Origin of the sequence: Alteraurantiacibacter lauratis (assembly GCF_037154155.1) — a bacterium.
Classification (GTDB): Bacteria; Pseudomonadota; Alphaproteobacteria; order Sphingomonadales; family Sphingomonadaceae; genus Alteraurantiacibacter; species Alteraurantiacibacter lauratis.
This window is the reverse complement of sequence record NZ_JBANRN010000017.1, coordinates 20,430-46,023: the sequence shown is the minus strand read 5'-3', so window position 1 is coordinate 46,023 and position 25,594 is coordinate 20,430. Positions and strand designations below refer to the sequence as shown.

Below are 25,594 nucleotides of genomic sequence, written 5' to 3'. Positions count from 1 at the left end.
GTCTCCTGCTTCAGCGGAGACACTCTGAATCAATACACGCACTGAATTTCAAGAGGCTGATTGGGTTTAGACCCTAAAGGAGTAATAAAGGGAATGAGTCACCGAAAAAATAAAGCCAAAAGCTTTATTTTGACAAGGGAGGAAGGGGATGGTGGCCGCTCGTACACAGAAGACAGCTTTTACATGATGCCACATGGATTGTGTATCAAGACGGGCGCGGCAATGTGGTATCCTGTCGATATTGAGCAAGAAAGTACCGTTGAAGTCTGTAGACGAGAGCTATCAGATGATATGCTAGCATTGTTTGATTAGCATTTACGGCAAACAAAGGCTCTTAACCGCATTATTGGCCTAAAAGCCAGCTCCTGCCAGCTACCCACAACCCTCAACACCAAAAACCTACTCCCCCGTCCCTTCGTAAGCCTCGACAATGCGGCCCACGATCGGGTGGCGCACCACATCCGCGGCGGTGAAGCGGGTCACGCCGATGCCTTCGACGCCTTCCAGCCGTTCGACTGCGTCGGCAAGGCCGCTCATCCGGTCGCCGCCGGGGATGTCGACCTGTTTCGGATCGCCGCAGATCACCATGCGGCTGTTCTGGCCGAAACGGGTGAGGAACATCTTCATCTGTTCGCGCGTGGTGTTCTGCGCCTCGTCCAGAATCACGAAGGCATCGGCCAATGTGCGCCCGCGCATGAAGGCGATGGGCGCAATCTCGATCTCCCCGCTGGCCAGCCGCCGCTCCACCTGTTCGGGCGGCATACAATCGAACAGCGCATCGTAAAGCGGGCGCAGATAGGGGTCGACCTTCTCCTTCATGTCGCCGGGCAGGAAGCCGAGCTTCTCGCCCGCTTCCACCGCCGGGCGCGAAAGGATCAGGCGCTGCACGCTGCCCGTGATAAGCTGCGAAACCGCCTGCGCCACCGCGATATAGGTTTTGCCCGTGCCTGCCGGGCCGAGCGCGAAGATCATGTCGCGGCTGGCGAGCATCCGCATATAATCGGCCTGCACCGCGGTGCGCGGCACGATGGTTTTCTTGCGCGTGCGGATCATGATCGGCGGGTGGTGCTTTTCGTCCGCGATGATGCCGTCAAACACCGGCTCGTTCGACATGGCGATCAGCGCCTCGATCGTGCCGGTATCGATGTCCTGTCCGGTCAGCAGCCGGTCATGCAGTTTGAGCAGCACATCGCGCGCGCGGGCGACATCATCCTCCGCCCCCTCGATCACCAGCCGGTTGCCGCGCGCGCCGATATAGACGCCCAGCCGGTTCTCCAGCAGCACCAGATTGGCATCGAATTCCCCGAACAGCGCGCCCAGTGTCGCCTGCTGTTCAAACTCCACTTCCACTCTGGCGCGGCGCGCATGATCGCGGCGGTCTTCGGGGTGGAAGGCGGCTGTCCTTTCAGACACGGGGGATTTGCGGGCCATGGAGTCCTTTCGGTTGATGGGTGCAAGATTAGGCCGCCGCCGCCGGCTTGCAAGGTGGCCGGCGAAAGTCAGCGGTGGAAAGTCATCCAGCCGTCGCAAATCGAAGGGTGCGCGTCAGGCTGAAACCCGCTCCAGCACCCGGCCCGCCAGCGAGTTCGGCCCCGCTTCCACCAGTTCCACGCGCACCAGATCGCCTATCGCCGCATCGCCGGTAAAGAACACCGATTGCAGCCAGGGCGATTTGCCCAGCCATTGGCCGGGGAGCTTGCCGCGCCGTTCGACCAGCACCTCGCAGGTCTTGCCGACGCTTGCCGTGTTGAAGGCGTATTGGTCGCGGTTGAGCGCATTTTGCAGGCGGGCGAGTCGCTCCTCCATCACCTCGCGCGCGATCTGCCCGTCCATCGTGGCGGCAGGTGTGCCGGGGCGGGGCGAGTATTTGAAGCTGAAGGCGGCGGCGTATTTTACCGCATCGACCAGCGCCAGCGTCTCGGCAAACTCGGCCTCGGTCTCGCCCGGAAAGCCGACAATGAAATCGCCCGACAGCGCAATATCGGGCCGCGCCTCGCGGAAGCGGTCGAGCAGTTTGAGATAGCCGCGGGCGGTGTGCCTGCGGTTCATCGCCTTCAGCACCCGGTCAGACCCGCTCTGCACTGGCAGATGCAGGTAAGGCATCAGCTTGTCCACCTCGCCGTGCATGGCGATCATGCCTTCGGTCACGTCATTGGGATGGCTGGTGGTGTAGCGGATGCGCTTGAGGTCGGGCAGGGCGGCGAGCGCGCGCACCAGAGCGTCAAAGCCGATGTCGCGCCCGGTATCGTCCACGCCTGTCCACGCATTCACATTCTGCCCCAGCAGCGTGATCTCGATAGCACCCGCTTCGAGCAGGATCTGAGCTTCGCGCAGCAGATCATTGAACGGACGTGATATTTCTGCCCCGCGCGTATAGGGCACCACGCAATAGGTGCAAAACTTGTCGCAGCCCTCCTGAATGGTCAGGAAAGCGCTGGGGCCGACCTTGCGCCGTTTGGGGAGGGCGGCAAACTTCGCATCTTCGGGCATGTCGGTGTCGGTCGCGCGCTCGCCCGCCACCGCGCGGTCGATCATGTCGCCAAGGCGGTGATAGGCCTGCGGGCCGACCACCATGGAGACGGCGGGCGCACGCGCCATGATCTCCTCGCCCTCGGCCTGCGCCACGCATCCGGCCACCGCGATCAGCGGCTCCTTGCCTGCCTCGCGCCCTGCCTTCACCAGCCGGCCAATGTCCGAATAGACCTTCTCGGCCGCTTTTTCGCGGATGTGGCAGGTGTTGAGCACTACCAGATCGGCGTCCTCGCCTTCGGGGGCGGGCGTGATGCCCTTTTGGCTGAGCAATTCGGCCATGCGTTCGCCGTCATAGACGTTCATCTGGCAGCCGAAGCTCTTGACGCGGTAGGTCTTGGGTGGGGTGTGTGCGGTCATGGGCTGCGGCGCTTACGCCAAAGCCGGGCCGATTTCCATCCCCAGCGCCGCCGCCACGCGCCCTTGCGCCGCTGTCGCCATCGTCTTGCGGTTGGTCAGCTCCGCCCCGCTCAGCGGATCGAGGAAGCGGATGGTGAGGTAAATGGGCCGGGTGCGCGCCATGATACGGCGGAAATTGGCAAGGCCCGGTTCGTCCCCCACCCAGGCGATGTCTGCCGCCTCCTCGAAATCGAGCGCAAAGGGCTGCACCGGAATATCGTGCGGCAGGCGCTCCACCGCGGATAGCAGGCTGGAACGGAAAGGCAGCAGCGTGCGCCCGTCACCTGTGGTGGCTTCGGGGAAAATGGTCAGCCGCCGGTGGCCCAGCCGTGCCACCACCTGTTCGACCTGCGCGGCCACGGTGCCGCGCTGATCGCGGGTGATGAACAGCGTGTCGTTCTGCAGGCACAGCCATTCGAGCATGGGATGCCCGGCAAGGCCATCATGCGCGACAAAGGCGGTGCGACTGGTGCCCGCCAGCGCCAGAATGTCGAGCCAACTCACATGATTGCCCAGCAGCAGCGCGCCTTTCAGCGGCTTGCCAATCACGCGGATTCGCAGCCCCGCAATCCGCGCCAACGCGCCCAGAAACAGCGGAGGAATGATGTCGCGCCGCCCGAAGGCCGCAAAAACCAGATGCGGCACGACGATGGCTGCAAAAATCACGAGCCACAGGGCGACCCGCAATCCGACCAGTCCCCAGCGCCAGCCAAGAGGCGGCTCAGGCGCTGTCTCAGCCTTCGCGATCAATGCGCACGCCGTAGAGTTCCATCCGGTGATCGACAAGGCGGTAGCCCAGCTTTTCGGCAATCACCTTTTGCAGCGCTTCGAGTTCGGGATCGACGAATTCGAGCACCTTGCCCGTTTCGACATCGATCAGGTGATCGTGATGCGCTTCGGGTGCGGCTTCATAGCGGGCACGGCCATCGCCGAAATCGTGCCGGTCGAGAATGCCCGCTTCCTCGAACAGGCGCACCGTGCGGTAGACGGTGGCAATGGAAATCTTGGGATCGATGGCAGAGGCACGTTCGTGCAGCGCCTCGACATCGGGGTGGTCTTCGCTGTCGGACAGGACGCGCGCGATCACGCGGCGCTGTTCGGTGATGCGCAGGCCGCGTTCGGCGCAGAGAGCTTCAAGGTCGATCCTGGTGTGCGGCAATGCCCTGCATCCTGCCAATAATGAAACACGCCCCGCCACTATGAGAGCGGCGGGGCGCATTTTCAACCTTCAACCTGCGCAAGAAAGGCGGGCCTCAGGCCGACTTTTTCCGGCGACCGCGGCGCTGGCCGGGTTGGCGGCCAAGGCCGATCTTCTTCGCCAGTTCACGGCGCTTTTCGGCGTAATCGGGCGCGACCATCGGATAATCGGCCGGCAGACCCCAGCGGGCGCGGTATTCTTCCGGGCTCATATTGTAATTGGTCCGCAAGTAACGCTTGAGCATTTTCAGCTTCTTGCCGTCTTCCAGACAGACAAGATGATCGGGCTTTACCGAAGCGCGGATGGAAACGGCGGGTTCCGGCCGCGCTTCTTCCACAACCGGCGTTCCGCCAAGACCGGCCAGCGCGCCATACACGCTCTGTATCAGGGGCGGCAGATCGGAAACATCGACATTGTTGTTGGCGACATGGGCGGTGACAATATCCGCGGTGAGCGAGATCAGCATCTCGTTCATGTCATTCTGGAGATTATCCATAGTTACCTCGGCAATCTTGAGTGCGACGATTATATTTCTTGGGCACGAGAATTGCGATTCGCGGCCGAATCGGCCCCTGCGCTCAAGATAATAACATTGCAAGAGAGGAAAGTCGCGGGTGGAAGGAAAAATCCTTCGGAATTACTTGAGCAAAGCCTCCCGCAGATAGGTAATTGCATCAAGCGGCCCGGATGTCCCCGCGCGGTAATAGTTCGGACGCCTGCCTACTGGGGCAAATCCGTGGCGCAAATACAGAGCCTGCGCGGGATTGCCGTCGCGCATTTCAAGAAACAGGCGATTTGCCCCGCGGCTGTGTGCGTCTGCAATGAAACGGGCAAGCAAGGCGCCGCCCACGCCGTTTCCGCGCGCGGCGGGCATCACCGCGATAAGCAGCAATTCTTCTTCCGGCCCGATCTGGCGCGAGAGGGTGAAGCCCACTGCATCTTCTGCCGCCAGCGGTTCCTTCCCCGTCGCATCGGCCAGCAGGAAATGGGTGTTGGGCTGCGCCAGCGCATCGCCCACCTGGCGGCGGTTCCACGCTTCGCCAAAAGCGGGGTCGAACGCGGCCTCCATCACCGCCATGATGGCATCGAGCGCGTCCATCACTGTCGCACCACCGCCGCGCCGGGCAGGGCGGCATCGGGCGCGCGGCCGTACAGTGGGGCCAGATCCGGCGTCAGCAGCGCGGGCGGCACCAGCAATGCGTGGCGCGCATCGGGCAGCAGGTCGATCGCCTCCACCGCTTTTCCCGCCAGTGCCGCAAATTCGGCTGCGCGGTTTCCCGCGACAATGCCCTGCCGCCCGTGCTGCTGTACCGCCTGCGCCGGCGGCAGCGACAGCGTCTCGCCCTGCGCCAGTCCGTCCGCGTCAAAATCGCCCACGAACCATTCGCCGTGCCCGCCATTCATGCACGCCGTGACCGTAACAGCGCCGCGCATATGCCGGGCCATCGCCGCCACCAGCGCCAGCGTGGGATAGCCCCGCACCTCCGCTGCCCAGGCAAGCCCCAGCGCACGCGCGGCGGCAAGGCCGATGCGCACACCGGTAAAGCTGCCGGGGCCGAGCGAGATGAGGATGCGTTCGGCGCGTCCCTTGCCCGGCAGGGCGGCAATCGCGGGCACCAGCCGTTCGGCATGGCCGCGCCCGATGATCTCGTGCGAATGGCCAATCACGGCGTCGTCCTCAAACAGCGCCACCGAGCAGGCTTCCGTGGCGCTGTCGATGGCCAGCGTGCGCATTGCTGCCCGCTCAGATCAGACGGTTGAAACGCGCGAAGTCCGGGCGGGGCAGGCGCGGATGCACTTTGGATCTGTCGCCATAGCCGACCGAGCAGATGAAATTGCTTTTCCAGCTGGGCGTATCGGCAAAGAAATCGGCATCGACCGCCGCATTGTCGAAACCCGACATCGGCCCGCAATCCAGCCCCAGCGCGCGCGCGGCCATGATGAAGTAACCGCCCTGGAGCGATGAATTGCGGAAGGCCTGCGTGCGGCGCATCTCTTCCTTGCCGTCGAACATCGCCTTGGCATCGGGCGAGGGGGGGAAGAATTCGGGCAGATATTCGTGGAAATCGGTATCCATTGCGATGATCGCGCAGACCGGCGCGTTGCGCACCTTGTCCTTGTTGCCTTCTGCCGCATGGCCCGCCAGCCGCTCCTTTGCCTCGGCGCTCTTGCACCAGACGATGCGCGCGGGAAGCTGGTTCATCGAAGTGGGGGCCATCTTCATCAGGTCCCAGATGGTGGCGATCTGCTCATCGCTTACTTCGCGCCCGTCGAACCACTGGCAGGTGCGCGCCTCGCGGAACAACTGGTCGAGCGCGGCAGGATCGAGAACCCCCGACATCAGGCGGCCCGCACTTCGGTGACTTCGGGGATATAGTGCTTCATCAGCCCCTCGATCCCCTGTTTCAGCGTGGCGGTGGAGCTGGGGCAGCCTGAACAGGCGCCCTGCATCTGCAGATAGACCACCCCGTCGCGGAAACCACGATAGCGGATGTCGCCGCCGTCATTGGCAACGGCGGGACGGATGCGGGTTTCGAGCAGTTCCTTGATCATGTCGACGATTTCCGCATTTGCGGGATCGTCGGCTACCAGCAACTCGTCCTCTTCCGGCGGCACCGCGATGCCCCCCGCGTTTGGGGTATGGAAAAGCGGCGCCTCGGAAATGAAATGGTCGAGCAGCACGCCCACCACCTGCGGTTTGAGGCTGGCCCAATCAGCGCCCGGTGCAGCAGTGACCGAGACGAAGTTCGCGCCGAAGAACACGCCGCTTACCTCGCCCGTGTCGAACAGCGCCTGCGCCAGCGGCGAGGCTTCAGCATCTTCGGGAGAGGCAAAATCGCGCGTGCCCGAAGGCATGACCTGCCGGCCGGGCAGGAATTTGAGCGTGGCGGGGTTGGGCGTGGTTTCGGTCTCGATAAACATGCCTAGCGTTGTAGGAGCCGGGGCAGGGGTTCACAAGGCGGCTTTTGGGTCTATTCACCGGTCCTTCATCCCTTGGCTGGCCTATACCGATCCATGACCCTGATCCGGCGCCTGACGCGCGTTCTTGCTCCCCTGCTTATCCTTGCCGTGCCGGCGCCGCTTCTGGCGCAGGACGATTGCACGATTGGCGTTGCCAGCCAGGCCGATGTGCCCGCCTTTGCGATGCCCGACGATCCGTGGATCTTTCGCGGCACAGATATTCCGGTCGATCCGCAATGGCTGATGGGGGAACTGCCCAACGGGGTGCGCTATGCCGTGCGCCGCAACGGGGTGCCGCCGTGCCAGGTATCGATCCGCGTGCGCATCGATGCAGGTTCGCTGCACGAGGAGGAGGGCGAGCAGGGCTTTGCCCATCTGATCGAACATCTGACCTTCCGCCAGTCCCGCCATTTCGGTCCCGGCGAGGCGATCCCGCATTTCCAGCGCTGGGGCGCGGGGCTGGGGTTTGATACCAATGCGATCACCAGCCCGACGCATACCGTCTACCAGCTCGACCTGCCCGGTGCGTTCCGGCAGCGGCTGGAAGAAAGCATGATGCTGTTTGCGGGGATGATCCAGGAGCCGACGCTGTCGGCGGAAAACCTGGCGGCGGATGTGCCCATTGTCCTTGCCGAGCGGCGCGAGCGGCTGGGTGCGGACATGCGCATCGCGGTGGCGACACGCGAATTGTTTTACACCGGGCAGCGGCTGGCGCAGCGCGCGCCCATCGGCACGGTCGAGGCGCTGCAAGGGGCCACGCCGGAAGCGGTGCGCGCCTTTCACCAGCGCTGGTACCGGCCGGAAAATACGGTGGTGGTGATGGTGGGCGATGCCAGCCCGCAAGTCCTTGCCGCCATGGTGGAGCGGCATTTTGGCGGCTGGCAGGTGCCGGGCACCCCCACGCCCGCGCCCGATTTCGGCCAGCCCGCAATGCCCGAAGGGGCCGATCCCGGCAATCCGGTGGGTGAGACCGCGGTGATTGTCGAGGCGGGCCAGCCGCGCGCGGTATCCTATGCCGTGCTGCGTCCCTTCGTCGAAGTGGTCGACAATCTGGAATATAATCGCGGCCTGCTGATCGATGCGGTGGCGCAGGCCATCCTCAACCAGCGGCTGGAACAGAATGCCCGCGCGGGCGCCAGTTATCTCTATGCGCAGGTGCGCCGCGACAAGGTAAGCCGTTCGGCGGACGGCACCTTTGTCGATTTCGCGCCGCTGGGCGAGGATTGGCGCGCGGCCCTGGCCGATGTGCGCGCCGTGATTGCCGATGCGCTGGTCAACCCGCCGACTGAGGCGGAAATCGAACAGGCCGCCGCGCAATATGACATTGCCTTTGTCGACATGGTTGGACAGGCCCGGATCGAGGCGGGATCGAAGCTGGCGGATGATATCGTCAACGCGGTCGATATCCGCGAGGCGGTGGCAGCGCCTGAAACCTTCCTGTCGGTCTTCCGCTCGCTGCGTCCGCGGCTGACGCCCGACACGCTGCTGCGCCACACGCAGGACCTGTTCAAAGGCAATGTGGTGCGCGGCATCTTGCTGACCCCGGTTCCGGGCGAGGCGACCGCCGCCGATGTGCGCGCCGCGCTGCTTGCGCCGGTCGACACCGCCGCGCTGGCGCGGAACGATGGCCCCGCGATCAGCTTTGCCGACCTGCCGCCGATCGGCGCGCCCGCCGATCCGGCCTTGCGCGAACCGCTTGGCCCCGGCCTTGTCAGCACCACCGAACGCATCGTGTTCCCCAACGGCGTGCGCGCGCTGCTGCGCGACAGCGATAACGAACCGGGCCGCGTGACCGTGCGCGTGCGCTTTGGCCAGGGCCGTGCGGGCTTCGCGCCCGGCGAAGGCGTCTATGCCGAACTGGGCACGCGCGCGCTGGTCAGTTCGGGCGTGGGGCCGCTGGGCCAGAACGAGATCGACCGCATTGGCGCGGGCCGCAAGCTGACCTTTGGCTTTTCGGTGGGCGAGGGCGTGTTTACTTTCGAAGGTCTGACGCGGGCGGAGGATCTGGAGGACCAGCTCTATCTGTTCGCGGCAAAGCTGGATCAGCCGCGCTGGGATGTCGCCCCCGTGGAACGCGCCAAGGCAAGCGCGCTGCTAGGCTATGACGCGCAGGACAATGATCCGATGAGCGTGCTGAACCGCGACCTTGAAACGCTGCTGCGCGGCGGCGATCCGCGCTTTGCGCGCCCCACGCCCGACGATCTGCGCAGCGCAACCGCGGGCGAATTCCGCCGCGTGTGGAGCCGGATGTTGGCGCAGGGGCCGGTCGAAGTGGCGGTGTTCGGCGATATCGACCCCGAAGCGACCGTGGCCGCCCTCAGCCGCACCTTCGGCGCGCTCGACCCGCGCGGCGATGCGCGCCCCGTGCTCGACCCGCCCGGCTTTGCCGCGGCCAACAGCGTGCCGCACATCCTCTATCACGGCGGTGATCCGGATCAGGCGGCGGCGGTAATCGCCTGGCCCACGGGCGGCGGATCGGCGGGCCTGCCGCAATCGCGCAAGCTGGAAGTGCTGGCGCAGCTCATCGCCAACCGGCTGCTCGATGGCCTGCGCGAAACGGCGGGATCGTCCTATACTCCCTTCGCCACCTCGAACTGGCCGCTCGACATGGACGGCGGCGGCTATCTGATGGCGCTGGTGCAAATCGCCCCGCGTGACATGGATGCCTTTTATACCGAAGTGGACAAGATTGTCCGCGATCTGTCCGCCAATGGCCCAAGCGAGGACGAACTCGCCCGCGTGATCGAGCCGATGCGGCAATATATCCTGCGCGCGCAGACCGGGCACACCTTTTGGCTGGGCCAGATTCAGGGCGGAGCATTCGATCCGATGCGCGTGGCACAATTGCCATCGCTGGCGGCGGATTACGTGCTGACCACGCGCGAAGAGATGCAGGCGCTGGCACAGCGTTACCTGCTGGGGCACGGCGGAACCCGTGTGGCGGTTCTGCCGCGCACAGGCGAAGCAGCCGCGCTGGTAGGTCGGTGAAACCATAACCAAAGTAACCTTTGCGCGGACGCTGACTCGCGACTAAGGGGGCTTTTCCCCCTTCAATTGGCAGCGTCCCGTTCCGATATGCGGAAGACGGACGAGGCATTTTTGGAAAATATGAAGACCGTGGCACAGAACTGGACACCCGATAGCTGGAAGCAGGAGCAATTCGTTGCAAAGCACCTGCCGCACTATGAAGACGCTGCCGCTTTGGCCGAGGCCGAGCGGGTGCTGTCCGGGTTTCCGCCGCTGGTCTTTGCCGGCGAAGCGCGCGCGCTGAAGGCCAAGCTGGGCGATGTGGCGGCGGGCAATGCCTTCCTGTTGCAGGGCGGCGATTGCGCCGAAAGCTTTGCCGAATTCACGCCCAACAACATCCGCGATACGCTGCGCGTAATCCTGCAGATGGCGGCCGTGCTCACCTATGCCAGCAAGATGCCGGTGGTGAAGGTGGCGCGCATGGCAGGCCAGTTTGCCAAGCCGCGCAGCGCCGCGACCGAGACGATCGGCGGGGTGGAACTGCCCAGCTATTACGGCGACAACATCAACGGCATCGACTTCACGCCCGAAAGCCGCCGCAACGATCCCATGCGCATGGTGCGCGCCTATAGTCAGGCGGCCGCAACGCTCAACCTGCTCCGCGCCTTCACCACGGGCGGCTATGCCAATCTGCGGCAGGTGCACCAGTGGACGCTGGATTTCATGGGCCGCAGCCCGTGGGCAGAGAAGTACAAGTCGATCGCCGACCGCATTGGCGAGGCGCTCGATTTCATGGAAGCCTGCGGGATCGACATCGAAGACCAGCCGCAGCTGAAGATGGCGAGCCTCTATACCAGCCACGAGGCGCTGCTGCTGCCTTACGAGGAAGCGATGACGCGGCAGGATTCGCTGACCGGCGAATGGTATGACACCTCTGCCCATATGCTGTGGATCGGGGATCGCACGCGCTTTCCGGATTCGGCGCATGTCGAATTCATGCGCGGCATCAACAACCCCATCGGCATGAAGTGCGGCCCCAGTCTGGAGCCGGACGCGCTGCTGCGGATGCTCGACGTGCTCAACCCCGCACGCGAAGCGGGCCGGATGACGCTGATCGCGCGTTTCGGGCACGACAAGGTCGAAGCCGCTTTGCCGCGCCTTGTCCGCGCCGTGGCGCGCGAAGGGCACCCGGTGGTGTGGAGCTGCGACCCGATGCACGGCAATGTCATCAAGTCGGACAGCGGCTACAAGACGCGCCCGTTCGACCGCATCCTTTCGGAAGTGAAGGGCTTCTTCGCCGTGCACCGCGCCGAAGGCACACATGCGGGCGGTATCCACCTGGAAATGACCGGGCAGGATGTGACCGAATGTACCGGCGGTGCAGTGGCGATCACCGATGCGGGCCTTGCCGACCGCTACCACACGCATTGCGACCCGCGCCTCAACGCGGCGCAGTCGCTGGAAATGGCGTTCACGCTGGCCGAAATGCTGAACCTGGAACTGGCCGAACGCCGCGCCGACGCGGCGTAAGCCCCGCCCGCCGCCCGGCCATGCCGTTGTGCGACTGCATGGCCGGGCGTCGCGCATCTGCGACACCCCGCGACACTTGCGCTTATTGACGCGCGGCACGCGGCCCGCCACTCTCCGCCTCCATAAAATCCTTGGGAGGGGACATGGCCACAAGGGCGATCACTGGCACCGCCACGGCAGCGCGGTTCGACGTTGCGGCCTTCATTGACGAGCGGGCGATTGGCGCGCGCGAAATCCTGACATTGGTGGTCGTCTCGGTCGTCCTGTTTCTTGACGGGTTCGACATGTATTTCGTGGGCAAGATCGTGCCCGCGATTGCCGCCGGGCTTGGCGGCACATCGGTCGATATGCAGCCAGTGCTGACCTATGCGCAGGTGGGAATGCTGGCAGGCGCGATCATCATGCCGCCGCTGGCGGACAAGATCGGGCGCAAGCCGGTGCTGGCGTTGTGCCTGTTCGTGTTCGGATCGCTGTCGCTGTGGGCCGCCTTTGCCACCAGTTTTGAAATGCTGGCGTGGCTGCGCGGCATATCGGGCATCTTCTTTTCCGCCATGCTGCCCGTGGGCCTTGCGCTGCTCAGCGAATCGACGCCCAAGCGCCGCCGCGCGCTGTTCATGTCGATTGCGCTGGTGTGCTTTTCGGGCGGCAACCTCGCCAGCGGCGCGATGACCGCGTGGTGGCTGGAAGAGATCGGCTGGGAGGGTTTCTTCATCGCGGGCGGTGTGGTGCCGCTGGCGGCGATCCTGCTGCTGCTGCTGATCCCCGAAAGCGTGGCCTTCCGCGTCAACCGCGATGCCAAGGATCCCGAAATCCCCCGCGTGCTACGACGGATGAACAAGGGGCTGATGCTGAAAGGCGACGAGCTGTTCCAGATGGGCGATCAGGCCGCGGTGGAAAAGGCCGGACCGCTCGCCATGTTCGGCAAGCGCTTCCGCGTGCAGACCGCGCTGCTCTGGTGCATCTGCTTCTTCTCGCTGGGCAATATCGCGCTGCTGTCGAGCTGGCTGGCGGCCTTCATGTTCGAGCTGGCGAATATGCCCATCGAAACCTTCGCGCTCTACATGATCTACGGCTATTTCGGCGGGGCCACCGGCACGCTGGCGATGGGCTGGCTGATGGACCGGATGAACCCCTATTGGATCATTGCGGGCTATTTCGTGGTCGATGCGATTGCGATTGCCTCGATCGGCTATGTTCCGCCGGGCGCGGCGGTGATGATGGTGACCGCGCTGATCGTGTGGAATTTCTGCCAGGTGGGCGGGCAAACGGGCATCAACAACCTCGCCACGCTGGGCTATCCGCCCGAAATGCGGTCGAGCGGCATTGGCTGGGCGGGCGCTGTGGGCCGTTTCGGCGGGATCGTGTTTACCTGGGCGGGCGGATTGGCGCTGGTCTATGCGCTCAGCTTGCAGGAAATCATGCTGATCGCCGCGATGCCTGCGCTGGCGATTGCGGTGCTGATCACGCTGCTGGGCATTTACAACAAGGGCCGCATCGGCGGGGCAGCGATGGACGCCCCGCCGCGCGGCTGAGCCGGGTTACCTTATTGGCGCGAAATGATCCGCCAGCATCCGGCTTTCAAAGCCATAACTGGGCGCGGCCGGATCATCGAGCATCCCGGCATTCCATGCTTCCCAGGTGGATTTGAGGTCAGCGAAGAGGTCAGGCATCCGGTCCTTCAGATTGCCCCGCTCCATCGGGTCAGCGACGATATCGAACAGGAATTCGTTGTCATTGATCTTGAGATATTTGTAGCGTCCGCGGCGAAGCGCCCGCTGGCTCTTGCTGCGATAGCGCCAGAACAGGTCGCGCTGCGGCGTGGCATATCCCGCCAGCACGGGGCGCAGATCGATCCCGTCGGAAGGGTAATCGGGATGCGGCGCAGTGCCTGCGGCGGCCAGGAATGTGGGCAGGAAGTCCATCGACATTGCAGGCGTGTCGCTTTCCGATCCCGGCGCGGTCAGCCCCGGCCATTTGACGATGAACGGCACACGGATGCCGCCTTCGAGCAATTCGGTCTTGATGCCGGTGAACGGCCAGTTGAAGCTGAAACGCTCGCCCCCATTGTCGCTGGTGAAGACCACCACCGTGTCCTGATCCAGCCCCAATTCGGCCAGCCGCGCCAGCACGCGGCCGATATTGGCGTCCATATTGGTCATCATCGCGGCATAGGTTTCCATCGTGCCGCCATCGTAATGCACGATGTCCAATTCGCCCGGCACCGGGTCCTTGCTGGCGATGCGGGCGCTTTCGCTGGCCCCTTCGGCGTCATTGCCCTGCCACGGCCAGTGCGGCGCGGTGAGGTGCAGGCTGAGCAGCCAGGGTGTGTCCGGCTCGGCGGCGCGTTCCTCGATAAAGCGGATGGATCGGTCGGCCAGCAGATCGGTGTAATACCCCAAGGCATCCACGCGCACATCGCCGTCCCACAGGTCGCGATTGCCGTTGATGCTGTGCGTGTAACAATCCACCCCGCCGCCGCGATTGCCCCAGAATTCGTCGTAACCGCTTTTCAGCGGGCTGAAATCGGGCAGATTGCCCAGATGCCACTTGCCGACCAGCGCAGTGCGGTATCCCACTGTTTTGAGCAGCGAGGGAAGCGTGGGTATGTGCGGTTCCAGCCCCACGCCGGGGCGGCCCAGCGGTTCGTCCAGACCTACATCCAGCCGGTATTGATATCGCCCGGTAATCAGCCCCACGCGGGTTGCGGAGCAGACCGCCGAATTGGCATAGCCGTGGGTAAACTTCATCCCCTGCGCGGCCAGCGCATCGAGCACCGGCGTGGTGTATTCGCGGCGGCCATAGCAGGAAAGGTCGGCATAGCCGAGGTCATCGGCCATGATGAACAGGAAGTTGGGGCGGCGTCCCGGCACATGCGTCTTGCCCGGCAGCGACACGGCAAGCGCGGCGGTGCCCAAGGCGCCCGCAACGACGTCGCGGCGAGTCAGGCCGAATTGTTGGTTTTCTGTGGTCATTTCGGTTCCTCTCCCGTTCCGAATGTGTCGCGTGCGTCAGGTGATGATCTGCACCAGTTCAACCGCGTGGCCTTGCGGCGTTTCCAGCAGGCAGACACGCACGCCCGGCGCGACTTGCGTGATCGGCATGGTCCCTCGCGCCCCCGCCGCCAGTGCCCGTTGCTGCGCTGCCGCGATATCGTCGCATACCAGGCCGAGCGGCCCATGCGCATTTCCCGGCACCAGCGGGGCACCGGGCTTGGGTTGCACCAGCATCAGCGACAGGCCGTTGGCATCGCCGGCAGCCGCCAGTACATGCTCCAGAAAGTCCGGCTCGTCATAGGTCGCCTGCACCGCGAAGCCGAAAGCCGCCTGCCAGAAGGCCAGCGCTTCGGCCATGTCCGCGACATGCAGCTTGACGAAGCGAAAGCTGACTGCGGCATTCCCCATGGTTTTTCTCTCCCAAAGGTGGACAGTATCGCCGCATTGGGGTTTTGCAATTCCCGCAAATCTGGGGCAGGGCGAAATCCACCATGATCAAGCGCGCTTTGCAGAATACCGGCTGGCTGATGAGTGCGCGCGGAATCAACGGTGTGCTCAGCCTCGCCTATCTCGCCATGGCCACGCGCGCACTGGGGCTGGAGGATTTCGGCCAGTTTATTCTGGCAGTTACCTTCGGACAGGCGCTGGCAGGCATTTCGCAATTCCAGACCTGGCAGACCGTGGTGCGCTGGGGGCAGAGCAAGGAAAGCCTGCCCGATGCGACCGGCTTTGCGCTCGCGCTCGATGCGTTGACGATTGCGGTGGGTATCGTGCTCGCCGCCATCATCCTCTATTTTGCGGGAAGCTGGCTGCCGCTGCCCGGTTGGCTGCGGCTGGAAACCTTCGCCTATACCTGCGTCGCGCTGCTCTCGATCCGTTCCACCCCCACCGGTATCCTGCGCCTGCACGACAAGTTCGCCCGCGCCGCCACGGCGGATGCGGTGACATCGATCGTGCGGGTGACGGGGGCAGGGCTGGCCTTCCTGTTCTATCCCACGATCGAAGGCTTCCTGATGGCCTGGGCGGCGGCCGAAATGATCACCGCGGCGACCTACTGGCACTTTGCGCGCAAGACGCAGCCCTTGTTCTGGCGGCATATGAGCCTGCGCCGCATCCCGTCCAAGCATGAACGCGCATGGCCCTTCGTCATCGGCACGTCGCTGTCGGGCCTGCTCGCCATTTCCTCGCGGCAGGTGCTGGTGCTGCTCGTCGGCGGGCTGGGCGGGCCGGCGCTGGCGGGGATTTACCGCGTCGCCGCGCAACTGGGCGAGGGGCTGCTCAAGCTGGCGCAGGCGCTGCTGCGCGCGACCTATCCCGAACTGGTGCGCTCGCCCGAATTGGCGCGTTCGATCGCCGGGCGTATCGCGCTGATTGCGGTGGTGACGGGGTTTGCCGCTGTCCTGCTTTCGCTGGTGGCAGGTCGATGGGTCATTACCGTGATCGCAGGGCCGGATTTCCTGGCCGCCTATACGCCGATGATCCTGTTGTCAGCGGCCGCAGCGATCGAACTGGGCGGGGCAAGCCTTGAGGCGCTGATGGTGGCGCGGGGCCGGGCGGTCACCAATTTCCTGCTGCGCGCCGTGCCCACCGCCTGCGCGCTCGCCGCGCTGGTCTGGCTGGTGGATATTCACGGGCCGGCAGGGGCGGGCATGGCGGTGCTGGGCGCCAGCGTGGCGACGGTGACGGGCCTCTATCTTGCCACCCGCAAGGACGATGGCAGCGTGGCGGCGGCGGCGGGCGGCCGGCGCTGACCGGGCGAGGATTGCTGGCAAAACCTCTGGAAAACCGCCGCGGCGCCCTTGGCCCGAATCCCGGCGGCCCGTTAGGCCCGCTGGCGTGAGCGCATCCATCCAGATCGGCACCGAAGCAAGCGGTCGCCCCGTTTCGATTGATATCGAGGAACTGCTGGCCACGCGCCTGCTGGTGCAGGGGAATAGCGGGTCGGGCAAGTCGCACCTGCTGCGCCGCCTGCTCGAAGAAAGCGCCGGGCTGGTGCAGCAGATCGTGATCGATCCCGAAGGGGACTTCGTGACGCTGGCCGATGTGTTCGGGCATATTGTTGTGGATGGCGCGGCCTATTCGCCCGCTGAACTCACCCGGCTGGGCGCGCGCATCCGCGAACACCGCGCCTCGGTCGTGCTGGCGCTCGACGGGCTGGAGGTGGAGGCGCAGATGCGCTGCGCCGCGCTGTTCCTGTCGGCCTTGTTCGATGCCCCGCGCGAACAGTGGTTCCCGGCGCTGGTGGTGGTGGACGAGGCGCAGATGTTCGCCCCTGCCGCTGCGGGCGAAGTGAGCGACGAGGCCCGCCGCCTTAGCCTTGCCGCGATGACCAACCTCATGTGCCGCGGGCGCAAGCGCGGGCTTGCCGGGATCGTGGCGACCCAGCGCCTTGCCAAGCTGGCGAAGAACGTGGCGGCAGAGGCGTCGAACTTTCTGATGGGGCGCACCTTTCTTGATATCGATATGGCGCGCGCGGCGGACTTGCTGGGGATGGAGCGGCGGCAGGCCGAACAGATCCGCGATCTGGCGCGGGGTGAATTTCTGGGACTTGGCCCCGCGATCAGCCGCCGCCCGGTGGCGGTGAAGATCGGTTCGGTGCAGACCGGTGCGCGCGTGGCGGTGCCCAAAATGGCCCCGCCGCCCACCGCATCGCCCGACGAGCTGCACGCGCTGCTGCACGAAGATCTGCATCTGGAGGAGGCCGCTCCTGTTTCTGTGGTGTCCTCACCGCCATCCGCGCCGCGTGCCGACGAGTTGCTCGCCCGGATTGCCGCCGTGCCCGCCGAAACCGAGGCGGGCGAGGCAGAGCAGCCGCTGCTGTTCGCGCCGTCCACCGCCGAAGTGGACGCCGCCATTGCTGCAATCCTTACCGATATGGCGGCAGAGGAAGGCTGCACCTTCCAGCCCCCGGCCAAGCTTTATCAGGATTTTTCCGTCCGCTGCCGGATGCAGCGCCTGACTGCCTCCAGCCTCGACATGGGCCAGTTTCGCCGCCGTTTTGCCATGGCTGTGGCGGGCGTGGACGATCCGGCCAGCGAGGCATGGCGCGACATTGTGCGTGTGAGCAGCGTATTGTCCGACGACCTGCTGGCCCCCTTCCTTGCCATTGCCCGCGCCGCGCGCGAGGGGTTGCCGTGCCCCGATGACGAGGAACTGGCGCGCATTTACGGCACCAATTCCCCCGGCCGGCTGCGCCGCCTGCTCGACCATTACGAGAAATGCGGCTTGATCGTGGTGCGCACCGATTTCAGCGGCCGCCGGTCGGTCTCCATCCCCGAACTGGGCCTGGCAACAGAGCCGCTGGAAGCCTGAGCGGCTCACACAATTTTTCGCAGGATGCTGGCTGGGGCGGCAGGATTCGAACCTGCGAATGCCGGTACCAAAAACCGGTGCCTTACCACTTGGCGACGCCCCAGCAGGTGGCCCGTCAGGGCCTGAGCGAGCCGCCCATATAAAGCGGCTGGCCGATATGGGAAGGGGCCAAAAGGCCCTATTTTGTCCTCCTCACAGCGTGTCGGGCCGTTTGCGCACCGGATCGAACAGGCTGCGGTCTTCCACAGTATCGAAATCTGCCGCGCTGTGGCGTTCGGGCAGGGCCTGCGTGTTCACCAGCCGCCCGCGAATGGCGGCAGGCCGCGCATCGATCGCGCGCACCCAGCGTTCGACATTGCGGTATTCGTCGAGGCCCAGAAAGATGTCGCAGCGGTTATACGCGCCGTGGAACAGGTTCCCCAGCCAGGTATAGGCGGCGATATCGGCAATCGAGTAATCATTCCCGGCAAGATATTCGGTCCTGGCCAATTGCTTGTCCGCCACATCGAACAGGCGTTTGGTTTCCATGGCATACCGATCGATCGGATATTTGTAGCGTTCGGGCGCGTAGACATAGAAATGCCCAAAGCCCCCGCCGATGAAGGGCGCACTGCCCATCTGCCACATCAGCCAACTGAACACCTCGGCACGCGCCGGGTTCGATTTGGGCAGCAGGAAATCGAACTTTTCCGCCAGATGCAGCAGGATCGCCCCGCTTTCGAACACGCGGAACGGCTCCGGCCCGCTGCGGTCGAGCAGCGCCGGGATCTTGGAATTGGGATTGAGGTCAACAAAGCCCGACCAGAACTGGTCGCCGGCAAAGATGCGGATCTGCCAGGCGTCGTATTCGGCATCCGAAAAACCGGCTTCGAGCAACTCCTCGAACATGATCGTCACTTTCACCCCGTTGGGCGTGCCCAGCGAATAGAGCTGGAACGGGTGCTCACCCACGGGCAGCGCCTTCTCCTCGCGCGCGCCCGATGTGGGGCGGTTGATGGCGCCGAAGGCGCCGCCCATGTCGTCGGGGCTCCAGACGCGGGGCGGGGTGTAGGTATCGGACATGGGAAGCGCTCTCCTGTTCCCGTGAAGTTCGGTCGGATAATGGGTGCGTTGTCGTGCGCGCTCAAGCAAGCGATACTTTAGGCCGCTACAGCAATTCCCACTGATCGAACCACGCGGCCTGGCCGTGGCGCTGGCCGTTTGCATCGCGCAGGTTCCAGATTACCGCGTCGCGGATGCGAAAGCGGGTGCCGTCGCTCGCAATGCGCACCCCGTGGTAGCCAGTGACCACATCGTCGGCCTCCAGCCGGGCGAGCATGGCCGCACGTTCCGCGCGCAAGGCGCTTTCGGCGCTTTCGTGGCTGGGCAGGCTGATGAAGTGCGCCGCGCTCATCCGGAAAAGCGCCAGCGCCGTGGCGTTGCCGTAGAAGAAGCGCGGCGGATCCTGCGTGTCGTGGGCGACAATCGCGGCGGAGCTGCTCCAGATATCCCCGCCGGGGGCCAGCGGGCGGCCTGTTGCCTTGGCAAAGCTATTTGCCAGCAAGCCCAGCCGGGCGCCCGCACTCCGCTCCATCAGGGTCCGTTCATCCATAGGGCTTGCGGTAAAGCATGTTCGCCAGCAAAGGGCGAGGGGCAAGGGGAGAGAGATCTTGGCGCAGGAACCGGACCTGATCGTAATCGGCGGTGGCTCTGCCGGCATGGCAATGGCCACGCGGCTGGCGCAAGGCGGCAAGCGGGTGCTGCTGCTCGAAGCCGGGCGCAGCCATCGCGATATCCGCTCCTATGTCCCCGCGTTGATGGCGGGGATGGTGCATACGCCGCAGTTCGACTGGATGTACCGGGCAGAGCCTGATCCCAGCGTGGGCGGAAGGGGCGATGTGTGGCCTGCGGGCAAGCGGCTGGGCGGCGGCAGCGCGATCAACGGGATGATGTTCATTCGCGGCCACGCGTATGATTACGACCGCTGGGCCAGCCTTGGCGCGACCGGATGGGACTACGCCAGCGTGCTGCCCTATTTCCGCCGGCTGGAGGACAACGAACGCGGGAGCGATGAATGGCGGGGCGCGGGCGGCCCAATTGCCGTCTCGGAAGTACGCAGCAAATATGGCGTGACGGCAGACTGGATTGCGGCGGTAACTCAGGCGGGTTTTCCCCGTTCGCCCGACCTCAACGGCAAACAGAATGAAGGCGTCGACTATATCCAGCTCTCGCAAAGGAATGGCCTGCGTTCCTCCACCGCTGCCGCATATCTGAAGGACAGGCCGCTTGGTCTCGATATCCTGACCGAGGCGCAGGTGCTGAAGATCGAACTGGCGAAAGGCCGCGCCACCGGCGTCACCATCCGGCGCGGGGGTGAGGTGCGCACCCTTGCCACGCGCGAAGGGGTGGTGCTGTGCGCGGGCGCGCTCAATTCGCCGCGCCTGCTGATGCTGTCCGGCATCGGCCCGGCAGAGCATCTGCGCGAACACGGCATTACGGTGGCGGTGGATGCGCCGGGTGTGGGGCAGAATCTGCAGGAACATCCCGGCGTCCACCTGGTGAACGAGGTGGCCGCGCACACCCTCAACGACGACAGCCGGGGCTTTGCTGGGTTCAAGAGCCTGCTGGCCTTCCTGTTCGGCAGGCGCGGGGCGCTCACCACCGGCATCGGCCATGCGCAAGCCTTTGTGCGCAGCCGCGAGGGGCTGCCCGCGCCCAATATCCAGCTGGCCTTCTCCGCCTTTGCCTTTGATGTGACGCCCACGGGCAATCTGGCGCTGCGTGAAAATAGCAGCGTGTCCACTTTCGTTGCGCTGATGCGGCCCGAAGCGCGCGGCACAATTACCCTGCGCAGCGATGATCCCGATGCCGCCCCGGTAATCCGCCACCAACTGCTCGGCGTGGAGGAGGATGCCGTGCAACTGGTCGAAGGCCTGCAGATCGCGCGGCGCATCATGCGGCAGGACGCGATTGCCCCGCTGGTGACGCGCGAAGTGCGCCCCGGCGCGGATTGTTCTTCGCCAGAGGCGCTTCGCGCCTATGTCGGCGCGGCGACAATCCCGATGTATCACCCGGTGGGAACGGTGAAGATGGGGGCGGCGGATGATTCCACCGCGCCGCTCACCGCCGATTGCCGGGTGAAGGGCGTCGAGGGGCTGTGGGTTGCCGATGCCAGCGTGATGCCCACCATCCCGCAAGGAAACACAAACGCCACCAGCATCATGATCGGCGAACGGGCGAGCGCGCTGGTGCTGGAGGCGTTGCGGTAAGTCTCACCTGTGACACCATTGTAATGCAGCCGTCACATTGCGCGTCTTGGGAGAAGGTTCAGGCGGGGCACCGAGTCGCGCCGGTGGAACCCTGTCCTTGCGCCGATCTTTCTGCCTTGCCGCCGTCCTTGCCCTGCTCGCCCCCGAGGCGGCGCAGGCCGGCGATGTGGCGGGCACGGTCTATGATGCGCGCGGCCAGGCGGCAGCAGGCGTCGAACTGGTGCTGGGCAATGCGCGCACGGTGAGCGGGGCGGATGGCTCCTACCGCTTTGCCGAAGTGGCAGCGGGCGAACACAGCGTGACTGCCGGATCGCAGCGCGTGGGCGTAACCGTTGCCGAAACGGGCGAGACGCGCCGCAATATCATCCTGCTGTCGCGCAGCGTGCGTGTCGCAGTGACCGGCGAAACGCTGACCCCGGTGCAGAACGAAGCCGCCATGGCCGATGCCATGCGCATGGCCGACGCCATGCTGGCCGAAGCCGCCGCGCTTCCTCCGCGGCGCTGGAACGATATCGGCGGCTGAGCCTCAGGCCGGCCCGCGCGCCGCCATTTTCCGGCGGATCAGCCCGTCATTCAGGAACGTGCCGAAGGGAAACAGCGCCGCCACAAAGGTGCGCGCCCATTCGCTGGCCGAGAACCCCTTGCCCGGCAGGCACACAGCCATCGCCGCGACATAGGCAACCCAGGCAAGGCCGTGCGCCATGCCGACAGGTGGCACCAGCACCGGATTGCCGCCCCAATATTTGAGCGGCATGGCGACGAGGAACAAGGCAAGCGTCGTCACGCCTTCGACCAGCGCGATCCAGCGGAAGGTTTGCAGCATCAAAGGCGCATCACCCAGCTGTGGCGATCCTCGGCAAGGCCGCGCTGGATATCGACCAGTTTCTGCTTCAGCTTGCCGGTGAGTTGCCCCGGCCCGCCGGTGCCGATGGTGAAATCATGCGCGCGGCCCGCCACGCGGCCCACCGGGGTGACAACCGCAGCGGTGCCGCAGGCAAAGGTTTCCACCAGACGGCCCGATGCGGCGTCGGCCTGCCACTGGTCGATGCTGTAACGCTCTTCGCGTAACGCAAGCCCTTCTTCGCGCGCCAGCGTCAGCAGGCTGTCGCGGGTGATGCCGGGCAGGATCGTACCGGTCAGCGGCGGGGTGAGCAGCGACCCGTCATCGAACACGAAGAACAGGTTCATGCCGCCCAGCTCCTCGATCCATTTGCGTTCGGCCGCGTCGAGGAACACCACCTGATCGTGGCCATTGGCGAAGGCTTCGCTGGTGGGCACGAGGCTGGCGGCGTAGTTGCCGCCGCACTTGGCCGCGCCGGTGCCGCCGGGCGCCGCGCGCGTATAGTCCGACACCCACACCGACACGGCGGGCGCGCCGCTCTTGAAGTAATTGCCGGCAGGGCTGAGGATCACCACGAACTTGTATTGCTTGGCCGGGCGCACACCCAAAAAGGGCTCGCTCGCAAACATGAAGGGCCGGATGTAGAGCGATCCGCCTTCGACCTTGGGAAACCAGTCGGCATCGGCCAGCACCAGTTGGCGCACCGCCTCGACAAACAGCTCCTCCGGGATTTCGGGCATGGCAAGGCGGCGGGCGCTGGCGTTGAAGCGGGCCGCATTCTGATCGGGACGGAACAGCGCCATCGCGCCATCGTCCAGCCGGTAAGCCTTCAGCCCTTCAAAGATTTCCTGCGCGTAATGCAGCACGCTCGCCGCCGGATCGAGCGGGATGGGGCCGCGCGGGCCCAGCGTGGCGTTGTGCCAGCCATTTGCCTCGTCCCAATCGATCACCACCATGTGATCGGTGAACACGCGGCCAAAGCCGGGATCGGCAATCGCGCTCTCGCGCCGATCGGGCGCGGTGGGGGCCGGGTGGGGAAGGCGGGAAAGGGTTAGGGGCGCGGCGGCGGTCGCCATGGGGGGATGTCCTTCGGGCTTGTGTCGATCGCCTGTTATATAATTTCAATCCCTTGTGGAAGATTGAATTATTATATCTTTCGCAACCAGATTTGCCGCCGTGCTAGCTTGCATTGCGTGCAAGGGGAAGGGGGGCTTTTGCGCAGGGCTGGACAGGGCAAACACGCGCGCCACAAATGAGAAAGGCGGCCCCTGTCTGACAGGGAACCGCCTTTCGCATGGTCAGCGGCCGGAAGTGCCGCCCACGAAGCCTTTACCGGTTGCGATAAATCAGAACCGACAATGCCCCGCGCGGAAACTAACCGACCTCTCTGCTGAACCATGAGACATCGGATCACCTCCTTTCGCGCTGTTGAGCCTACACCCGCCAGTATTCTGCCGGGCGAAGACCGCGATAACCGCTGGCCTTGGGTGCAATGTGAATCCTGCCGCGCTGCAACACAAGTCTTGTAAAAATGTTTTTCACAGTCAGAATTGGGGTTTCGGCCCGCTCACCTCATGGCCTGTCAGCGGCGGCAATCCTCCAGAACGCGGGTGATTTCGGGATAGCTGGGCAGATAGAGCGCGCGGCCCCCTTGCACCTCCAGCGCAAAGCGCCCGCGCGAAAAGGCCATTGCATCAAGAATCGCATCGCGCGCGGCGAGGCGTGTTTCCAGCCATCCTTCGCGCAGGCTCGCGGTCAGCAAGGCGTCGCGTGTTTCGGTGCGCACCCGCACGCCGCGTGTCGGCTGGCTGCCCGCCACCGCGATCAGCACGTGCCGGTCTGGCGTGCAGACAAGCCGTGCCAGCACCGTCCCGGCGGGATCACTGAATTCGGCCGTGCTCTGCCCGCCCGCCATCATCCAGCGCCAATCGCCTGCGGTTTGCGGCTGGTCGATCCATTCTTCGGGATGCGCTTCGAGGGCAGAAGATACTGCCGGAGCGGCCGGAGCAGGGGCAGGGGCGGGCGCGGGTTCCGGCGCGGGAGCGGCGACCGGCTCTGTCCGCGGCGCAGGCGGCGCGTCGCTGGCTGGCGGGATGCAGCCCGCCAGAGCGAGCGCACCCGCCGCCCCTCCCAGCAACAGGACGGCGCGGCGCAGGGCGGGAGGGGAAGACTTCAGGGTCATTGGCACCTTTCAAATACGCGGCGGATGCCCGGCGCGGCCGGAACGCGCACCGTTGCGCCGCCCGGCTGGCTGATTTCGATCGCGCCGCCCGGCTGCACGAAACCGCCGAAGACGGGCGCGTTGATCGCGATCTGCGCCACCTGCCGGGGCAGCGCGGCATTGCCATCGGCCATCATGTCCAGCCGCGCGGCGGTGCCGCCCGATTCGATGACGAAGGTCTGGTTGCCGGGGGTGGCATTGCTGACTGCCAGCGAGAGGCTGCGGCTCGCGGCATCGCAGGTAATCACCAGCAGCGCATCGCCTTCGGGCGGTTGGAAGCTGGCGCTGGCCCCCGTCGCATCCTCGTTGATGTTCCAGCTGCCCAGCGCCAGCGGCGATCCGTCCGCCGCAACGGTGGGGGTGGGCGAAGGCGTAAGGACGGGCATGGGGGCAGCAGCGGGGCTCTCCTCAGCCACCGGCTCGTCGGACGAACTGCATGCGGCCAGCAGGCCGGCGGCCAAGGCAATCACGGTGCTGCGCGAAAAGATGGCGTGGAAGGTCATGACAGCTTCAATCCTTGATAATGCGATTCGGGTCCACCCGGTTGCGCCCGAAATGTGACAGGAACCCGACAGCCGCCCGCTTGTCCCTTGCGCTTGTCCGCCGCAGGCCCCTATCGCAAGCGGCATGGCGGACAAGAAACCGGGCAAGATACGGATCGACCAGTTGCTGGTCGAACGCGGCGATGCGGAAAGCCGCGCCCGCGCGCAGGCATTGGTGATGGCGGGGCTGGTCTTTGCCAAGGGTGCGCGCGTGGCAAAGCCCGGCCAGCAGGTTCCGATCGACGCCGAAATCGAGGTAAAGGGCCGCGATCATCCGTGGGTCGGACGCGGCGGGGTAAAGCTGGACGGCGCAATAAAGAGCTTCGGCCTTGATCCCACCGGCGCGGTGGCGATGGATATCGGCAGCTCGACCGGCGGGTTTACGCAAGTGCTGCTGCATCACGGCGCGGCGCATGTCTTTGCCGTGGATGTGGGGACCAACCAGCTGGATTACCGGCTGCGCGGCGACCCGCGCATCACCGTTCTGGAACAGACCAATGCACGCGACCTGACGCCTGCCTTGATCGACCGCCCGTGCAATTGGGTGGTTTGCGATGCATCGTTCATTTCGCTGGCCAAGGTGCTGGAAGTGCCGCTGCAACTTGCGGCGCCCACATGCCGGCTGGTGGCCCTGATCAAGCCGCAATTCGAAGTGGCGCGGGACGAGGTCGGCAAGGGCGGCATCGTGCGCGATCCGCGCCTGCACGAGCGAGTCTGCGGCGAAGTGCGCCGCTGGCTCGAACTGGGCGGCTGGGTGGTGGACGACATCATCGAAAGCCCGATCAAGGGCACCGAGGGCAATGTGGAGTTCCTTGTTTCCGCACAAAGGGGCGGGGATTAATCTGGCCAGCGG

Annotated in this window: 25 protein-coding genes and 1 tRNA gene; 8 read left to right on the top strand and 18 right to left on the bottom strand. The window is 65.0% G+C overall.

Going from position 1 to position 25,594, the window contains the following annotated elements; all coding sequences use genetic code 11:
• Nucleotides 1-399: 399 nt before the first annotated feature.
• From WFP39_RS14070 to WFP39_RS14030, 9 genes are all read right to left on the bottom strand, one after another.
• Entirely contained in the window at nucleotides 400-1,431 is a 1,032-nt protein-coding gene (locus tag WFP39_RS14070; RefSeq protein WP_336920470.1) for a PhoH family protein, read from the bottom strand.
• 114 nt (nucleotides 1,432-1,545) lie between these two features.
• On the bottom strand, nucleotides 1,546-2,889 hold the full coding sequence (gene miaB, locus WFP39_RS14065) for a tRNA (N6-isopentenyl adenosine(37)-C2)-methylthiotransferase MiaB (protein WP_336920468.1): 1,344 nt from the start codon (nucleotides 2,887-2,889) through the stop codon (nucleotides 1,546-1,548).
• Between the two features lie 12 nt (nucleotides 2,890-2,901).
• On the bottom strand, nucleotides 2,902-3,594 hold the full coding sequence (locus WFP39_RS14060) for a lysophospholipid acyltransferase family protein (protein WP_336920466.1): 693 nt from the start codon (nucleotides 3,592-3,594) through the stop codon (nucleotides 2,902-2,904).
• Nucleotides 3,595-3,661: 67 nt separating this feature from the next.
• Nucleotides 3,662-4,087, bottom strand: a complete 426-nt coding sequence (locus WFP39_RS14055) for a Fur family transcriptional regulator (protein ID WP_336920465.1) — start codon at nucleotides 4,085-4,087, stop codon at nucleotides 3,662-3,664.
• Nucleotides 4,088-4,181: 94 nt separating this feature from the next.
• On the bottom strand, nucleotides 4,182-4,622 hold the full coding sequence (locus WFP39_RS14050; protein WP_336920464.1) for a Ros/MucR family transcriptional regulator: 441 nt from the start codon (nucleotides 4,620-4,622) through the stop codon (nucleotides 4,182-4,184).
• A 141-nt stretch (nucleotides 4,623-4,763) separates the two neighbouring features.
• The gene (locus WFP39_RS14045; protein WP_336920463.1) at nucleotides 4,764-5,225 is read right to left on the bottom strand and encodes a GNAT family N-acetyltransferase; all 462 of its coding nucleotides are present in this window, start codon (nucleotides 5,223-5,225) and stop codon (nucleotides 4,764-4,766) included.
• Nucleotides 5,225-5,860, bottom strand: coding sequence for a tRNA (adenosine(37)-N6)-threonylcarbamoyltransferase complex dimerization subunit type 1 TsaB (gene tsaB / locus WFP39_RS14040; protein WP_336920462.1), 636 nt, complete (start codon nucleotides 5,858-5,860; stop codon nucleotides 5,225-5,227). Before tsaB ends, WFP39_RS14045 begins: the two co-directional genes overlap by 1 nt.
• A gap of 10 nt (nucleotides 5,861-5,870) precedes the next feature.
• On the bottom strand, nucleotides 5,871-6,467 hold the full coding sequence (locus tag WFP39_RS14035) for a malonic semialdehyde reductase (RefSeq protein ID WP_336920461.1): 597 nt from the start codon (nucleotides 6,465-6,467) through the stop codon (nucleotides 5,871-5,873).
• Nucleotides 6,467-7,048 (bottom strand): NifU family protein, encoded by a 582-nt coding sequence (locus WFP39_RS14030; protein ID WP_336920459.1) that lies wholly within the window; start codon nucleotides 7,046-7,048, stop codon nucleotides 6,467-6,469. Before WFP39_RS14030 ends, WFP39_RS14035 begins: the two co-directional genes overlap by 1 nt.
• 93 nt (nucleotides 7,049-7,141) lie before the next feature.
• Between WFP39_RS14030 and WFP39_RS14025 the strand changes: the two genes are divergently transcribed.
• The 3 genes from WFP39_RS14025 (at nucleotide 7,142) to WFP39_RS14015 (ending at nucleotide 13,116) form a co-directional block, all read left to right on the top strand.
• The gene (locus WFP39_RS14025) at nucleotides 7,142-10,075 is read left to right on the top strand and encodes a M16 family metallopeptidase (RefSeq protein WP_336920457.1); all 2,934 of its coding nucleotides are present in this window, start codon (nucleotides 7,142-7,144) and stop codon (nucleotides 10,073-10,075) included.
• 129 nt (nucleotides 10,076-10,204) lie between these two features.
• Nucleotides 10,205-11,584 carry a class II 3-deoxy-7-phosphoheptulonate synthase gene (locus tag WFP39_RS14020; protein WP_336920471.1) on the top strand — a complete coding sequence of 460 codons (1,380 nt, stop codon included), beginning with the start codon at nucleotides 10,205-10,207 and terminating at the stop codon, nucleotides 11,582-11,584.
• 143 nt (nucleotides 11,585-11,727) lie between these two features.
• On the top strand, nucleotides 11,728-13,116 hold the full coding sequence (locus tag WFP39_RS14015; protein ID WP_336920456.1) for an MFS transporter: 1,389 nt from the start codon (nucleotides 11,728-11,730) through the stop codon (nucleotides 13,114-13,116).
• Between the two features lie 6 nt (nucleotides 13,117-13,122).
• On the opposite strand, the gene WFP39_RS14010 is transcribed toward WFP39_RS14015, so the two are convergent.
• Together WFP39_RS14010 and WFP39_RS14005 are read right to left on the bottom strand one after the other, a co-directional pair.
• Entirely contained in the window at nucleotides 13,123-14,556 is a 1,434-nt protein-coding gene (locus tag WFP39_RS14010) for a sulfatase family protein (protein ID WP_336920455.1), read from the bottom strand.
• Between the two features lie 36 nt (nucleotides 14,557-14,592).
• Nucleotides 14,593-14,985 carry a VOC family protein gene (locus WFP39_RS14005; protein WP_336920454.1) on the bottom strand — a complete coding sequence of 131 codons (393 nt, stop codon included), beginning with the start codon at nucleotides 14,983-14,985 and terminating at the stop codon, nucleotides 14,593-14,595.
• A gap of 83 nt (nucleotides 14,986-15,068) precedes the next feature.
• On the opposite strand from WFP39_RS14005, the gene WFP39_RS14000 reads away from it, so the two are divergent.
• Both WFP39_RS14000 and WFP39_RS13995 read left to right on the top strand, forming a co-directional pair.
• Entirely contained in the window at nucleotides 15,069-16,328 is a 1,260-nt protein-coding gene (locus WFP39_RS14000; protein ID WP_336920453.1) for a lipopolysaccharide biosynthesis protein, read from the top strand.
• A gap of 85 nt (nucleotides 16,329-16,413) precedes the next feature.
• Nucleotides 16,414-17,889 (top strand): ATP-binding protein, encoded by a 1,476-nt coding sequence (locus tag WFP39_RS13995; RefSeq protein WP_336920451.1) that lies wholly within the window; start codon nucleotides 16,414-16,416, stop codon nucleotides 17,887-17,889.
• Between the two features lie 28 nt (nucleotides 17,890-17,917).
• Here WFP39_RS13995 and WFP39_RS13990 read toward each other — a convergent pair.
• The 3 genes from WFP39_RS13990 to WFP39_RS13980 all read right to left on the bottom strand — a co-directional run bounded on the left by WFP39_RS13990 (nucleotide 17,918) and on the right by WFP39_RS13980 (nucleotide 19,480).
• Nucleotides 17,918-17,992, bottom strand: a tRNA-Gln gene (locus WFP39_RS13990).
• A gap of 89 nt (nucleotides 17,993-18,081) precedes the next feature.
• Entirely contained in the window at nucleotides 18,082-18,951 is an 870-nt protein-coding gene (gene yghU, locus WFP39_RS13985; RefSeq protein ID WP_336920450.1) for a glutathione-dependent disulfide-bond oxidoreductase, read from the bottom strand.
• Between the two features lie 85 nt (nucleotides 18,952-19,036).
• Nucleotides 19,037-19,480: an MEKHLA domain-containing protein gene (locus tag WFP39_RS13980; protein ID WP_336920449.1), complete on the bottom strand. Its 444-nt coding sequence runs from the start codon at nucleotides 19,478-19,480 to the stop codon at nucleotides 19,037-19,039.
• A 55-nt stretch (nucleotides 19,481-19,535) separates the two neighbouring features.
• On the opposite strand from WFP39_RS13980, the gene WFP39_RS13975 reads away from it, so the two are divergent.
• On the top strand, nucleotides 19,536-21,137 hold the full coding sequence (locus WFP39_RS13975) for a GMC family oxidoreductase (RefSeq protein ID WP_452039026.1): 1,602 nt from the start codon (nucleotides 19,536-19,538) through the stop codon (nucleotides 21,135-21,137).
• Between the two features lie 97 nt (nucleotides 21,138-21,234).
• A complete protein-coding gene (locus WFP39_RS13970; protein WP_336920445.1) occupies nucleotides 21,235-21,660 on the top strand; it encodes a carboxypeptidase-like regulatory domain-containing protein in 426 nt (141 codons plus the stop codon).
• A 3-nt stretch (nucleotides 21,661-21,663) separates the two neighbouring features.
• On the opposite strand, the gene WFP39_RS13965 is transcribed toward WFP39_RS13970, so the two are convergent.
• The 4 genes from WFP39_RS13965 to WFP39_RS13950 form a co-directional block, all read right to left on the bottom strand.
• Entirely contained in the window at nucleotides 21,664-21,960 is a 297-nt protein-coding gene (locus WFP39_RS13965; RefSeq protein ID WP_336920443.1) for a DUF3817 domain-containing protein, read from the bottom strand.
• Nucleotides 21,960-23,054, bottom strand: a complete 1,095-nt coding sequence (locus tag WFP39_RS13960; RefSeq protein WP_336920442.1) for a branched-chain amino acid aminotransferase — start codon at nucleotides 23,052-23,054, stop codon at nucleotides 21,960-21,962. The genes WFP39_RS13965 and WFP39_RS13960 overlap by 1 nt, the downstream gene beginning before the upstream one ends.
• Before the next feature lie 506 nt (nucleotides 23,055-23,560).
• On the bottom strand, nucleotides 23,561-24,160 hold the full coding sequence (locus tag WFP39_RS13955) for a hypothetical protein (RefSeq protein ID WP_336920440.1): 600 nt from the start codon (nucleotides 24,158-24,160) through the stop codon (nucleotides 23,561-23,563).
• Entirely contained in the window at nucleotides 24,157-24,702 is a 546-nt protein-coding gene (locus WFP39_RS13950; protein ID WP_336920438.1) for a hypothetical protein, read from the bottom strand. The genes WFP39_RS13955 and WFP39_RS13950 overlap by 4 nt, the downstream gene beginning before the upstream one ends.
• A gap of 124 nt (nucleotides 24,703-24,826) precedes the next feature.
• Here WFP39_RS13950 and WFP39_RS13945 point away from each other — a divergent pair, with 124 nt between their 5' ends.
• Nucleotides 24,827-25,582 carry a TlyA family RNA methyltransferase gene (locus tag WFP39_RS13945; RefSeq protein WP_336920437.1) on the top strand — a complete coding sequence of 252 codons (756 nt, stop codon included), beginning with the start codon at nucleotides 24,827-24,829 and terminating at the stop codon, nucleotides 25,580-25,582.
• The last annotated feature ends 12 nt before the right edge of the window (nucleotides 25,583-25,594 follow it).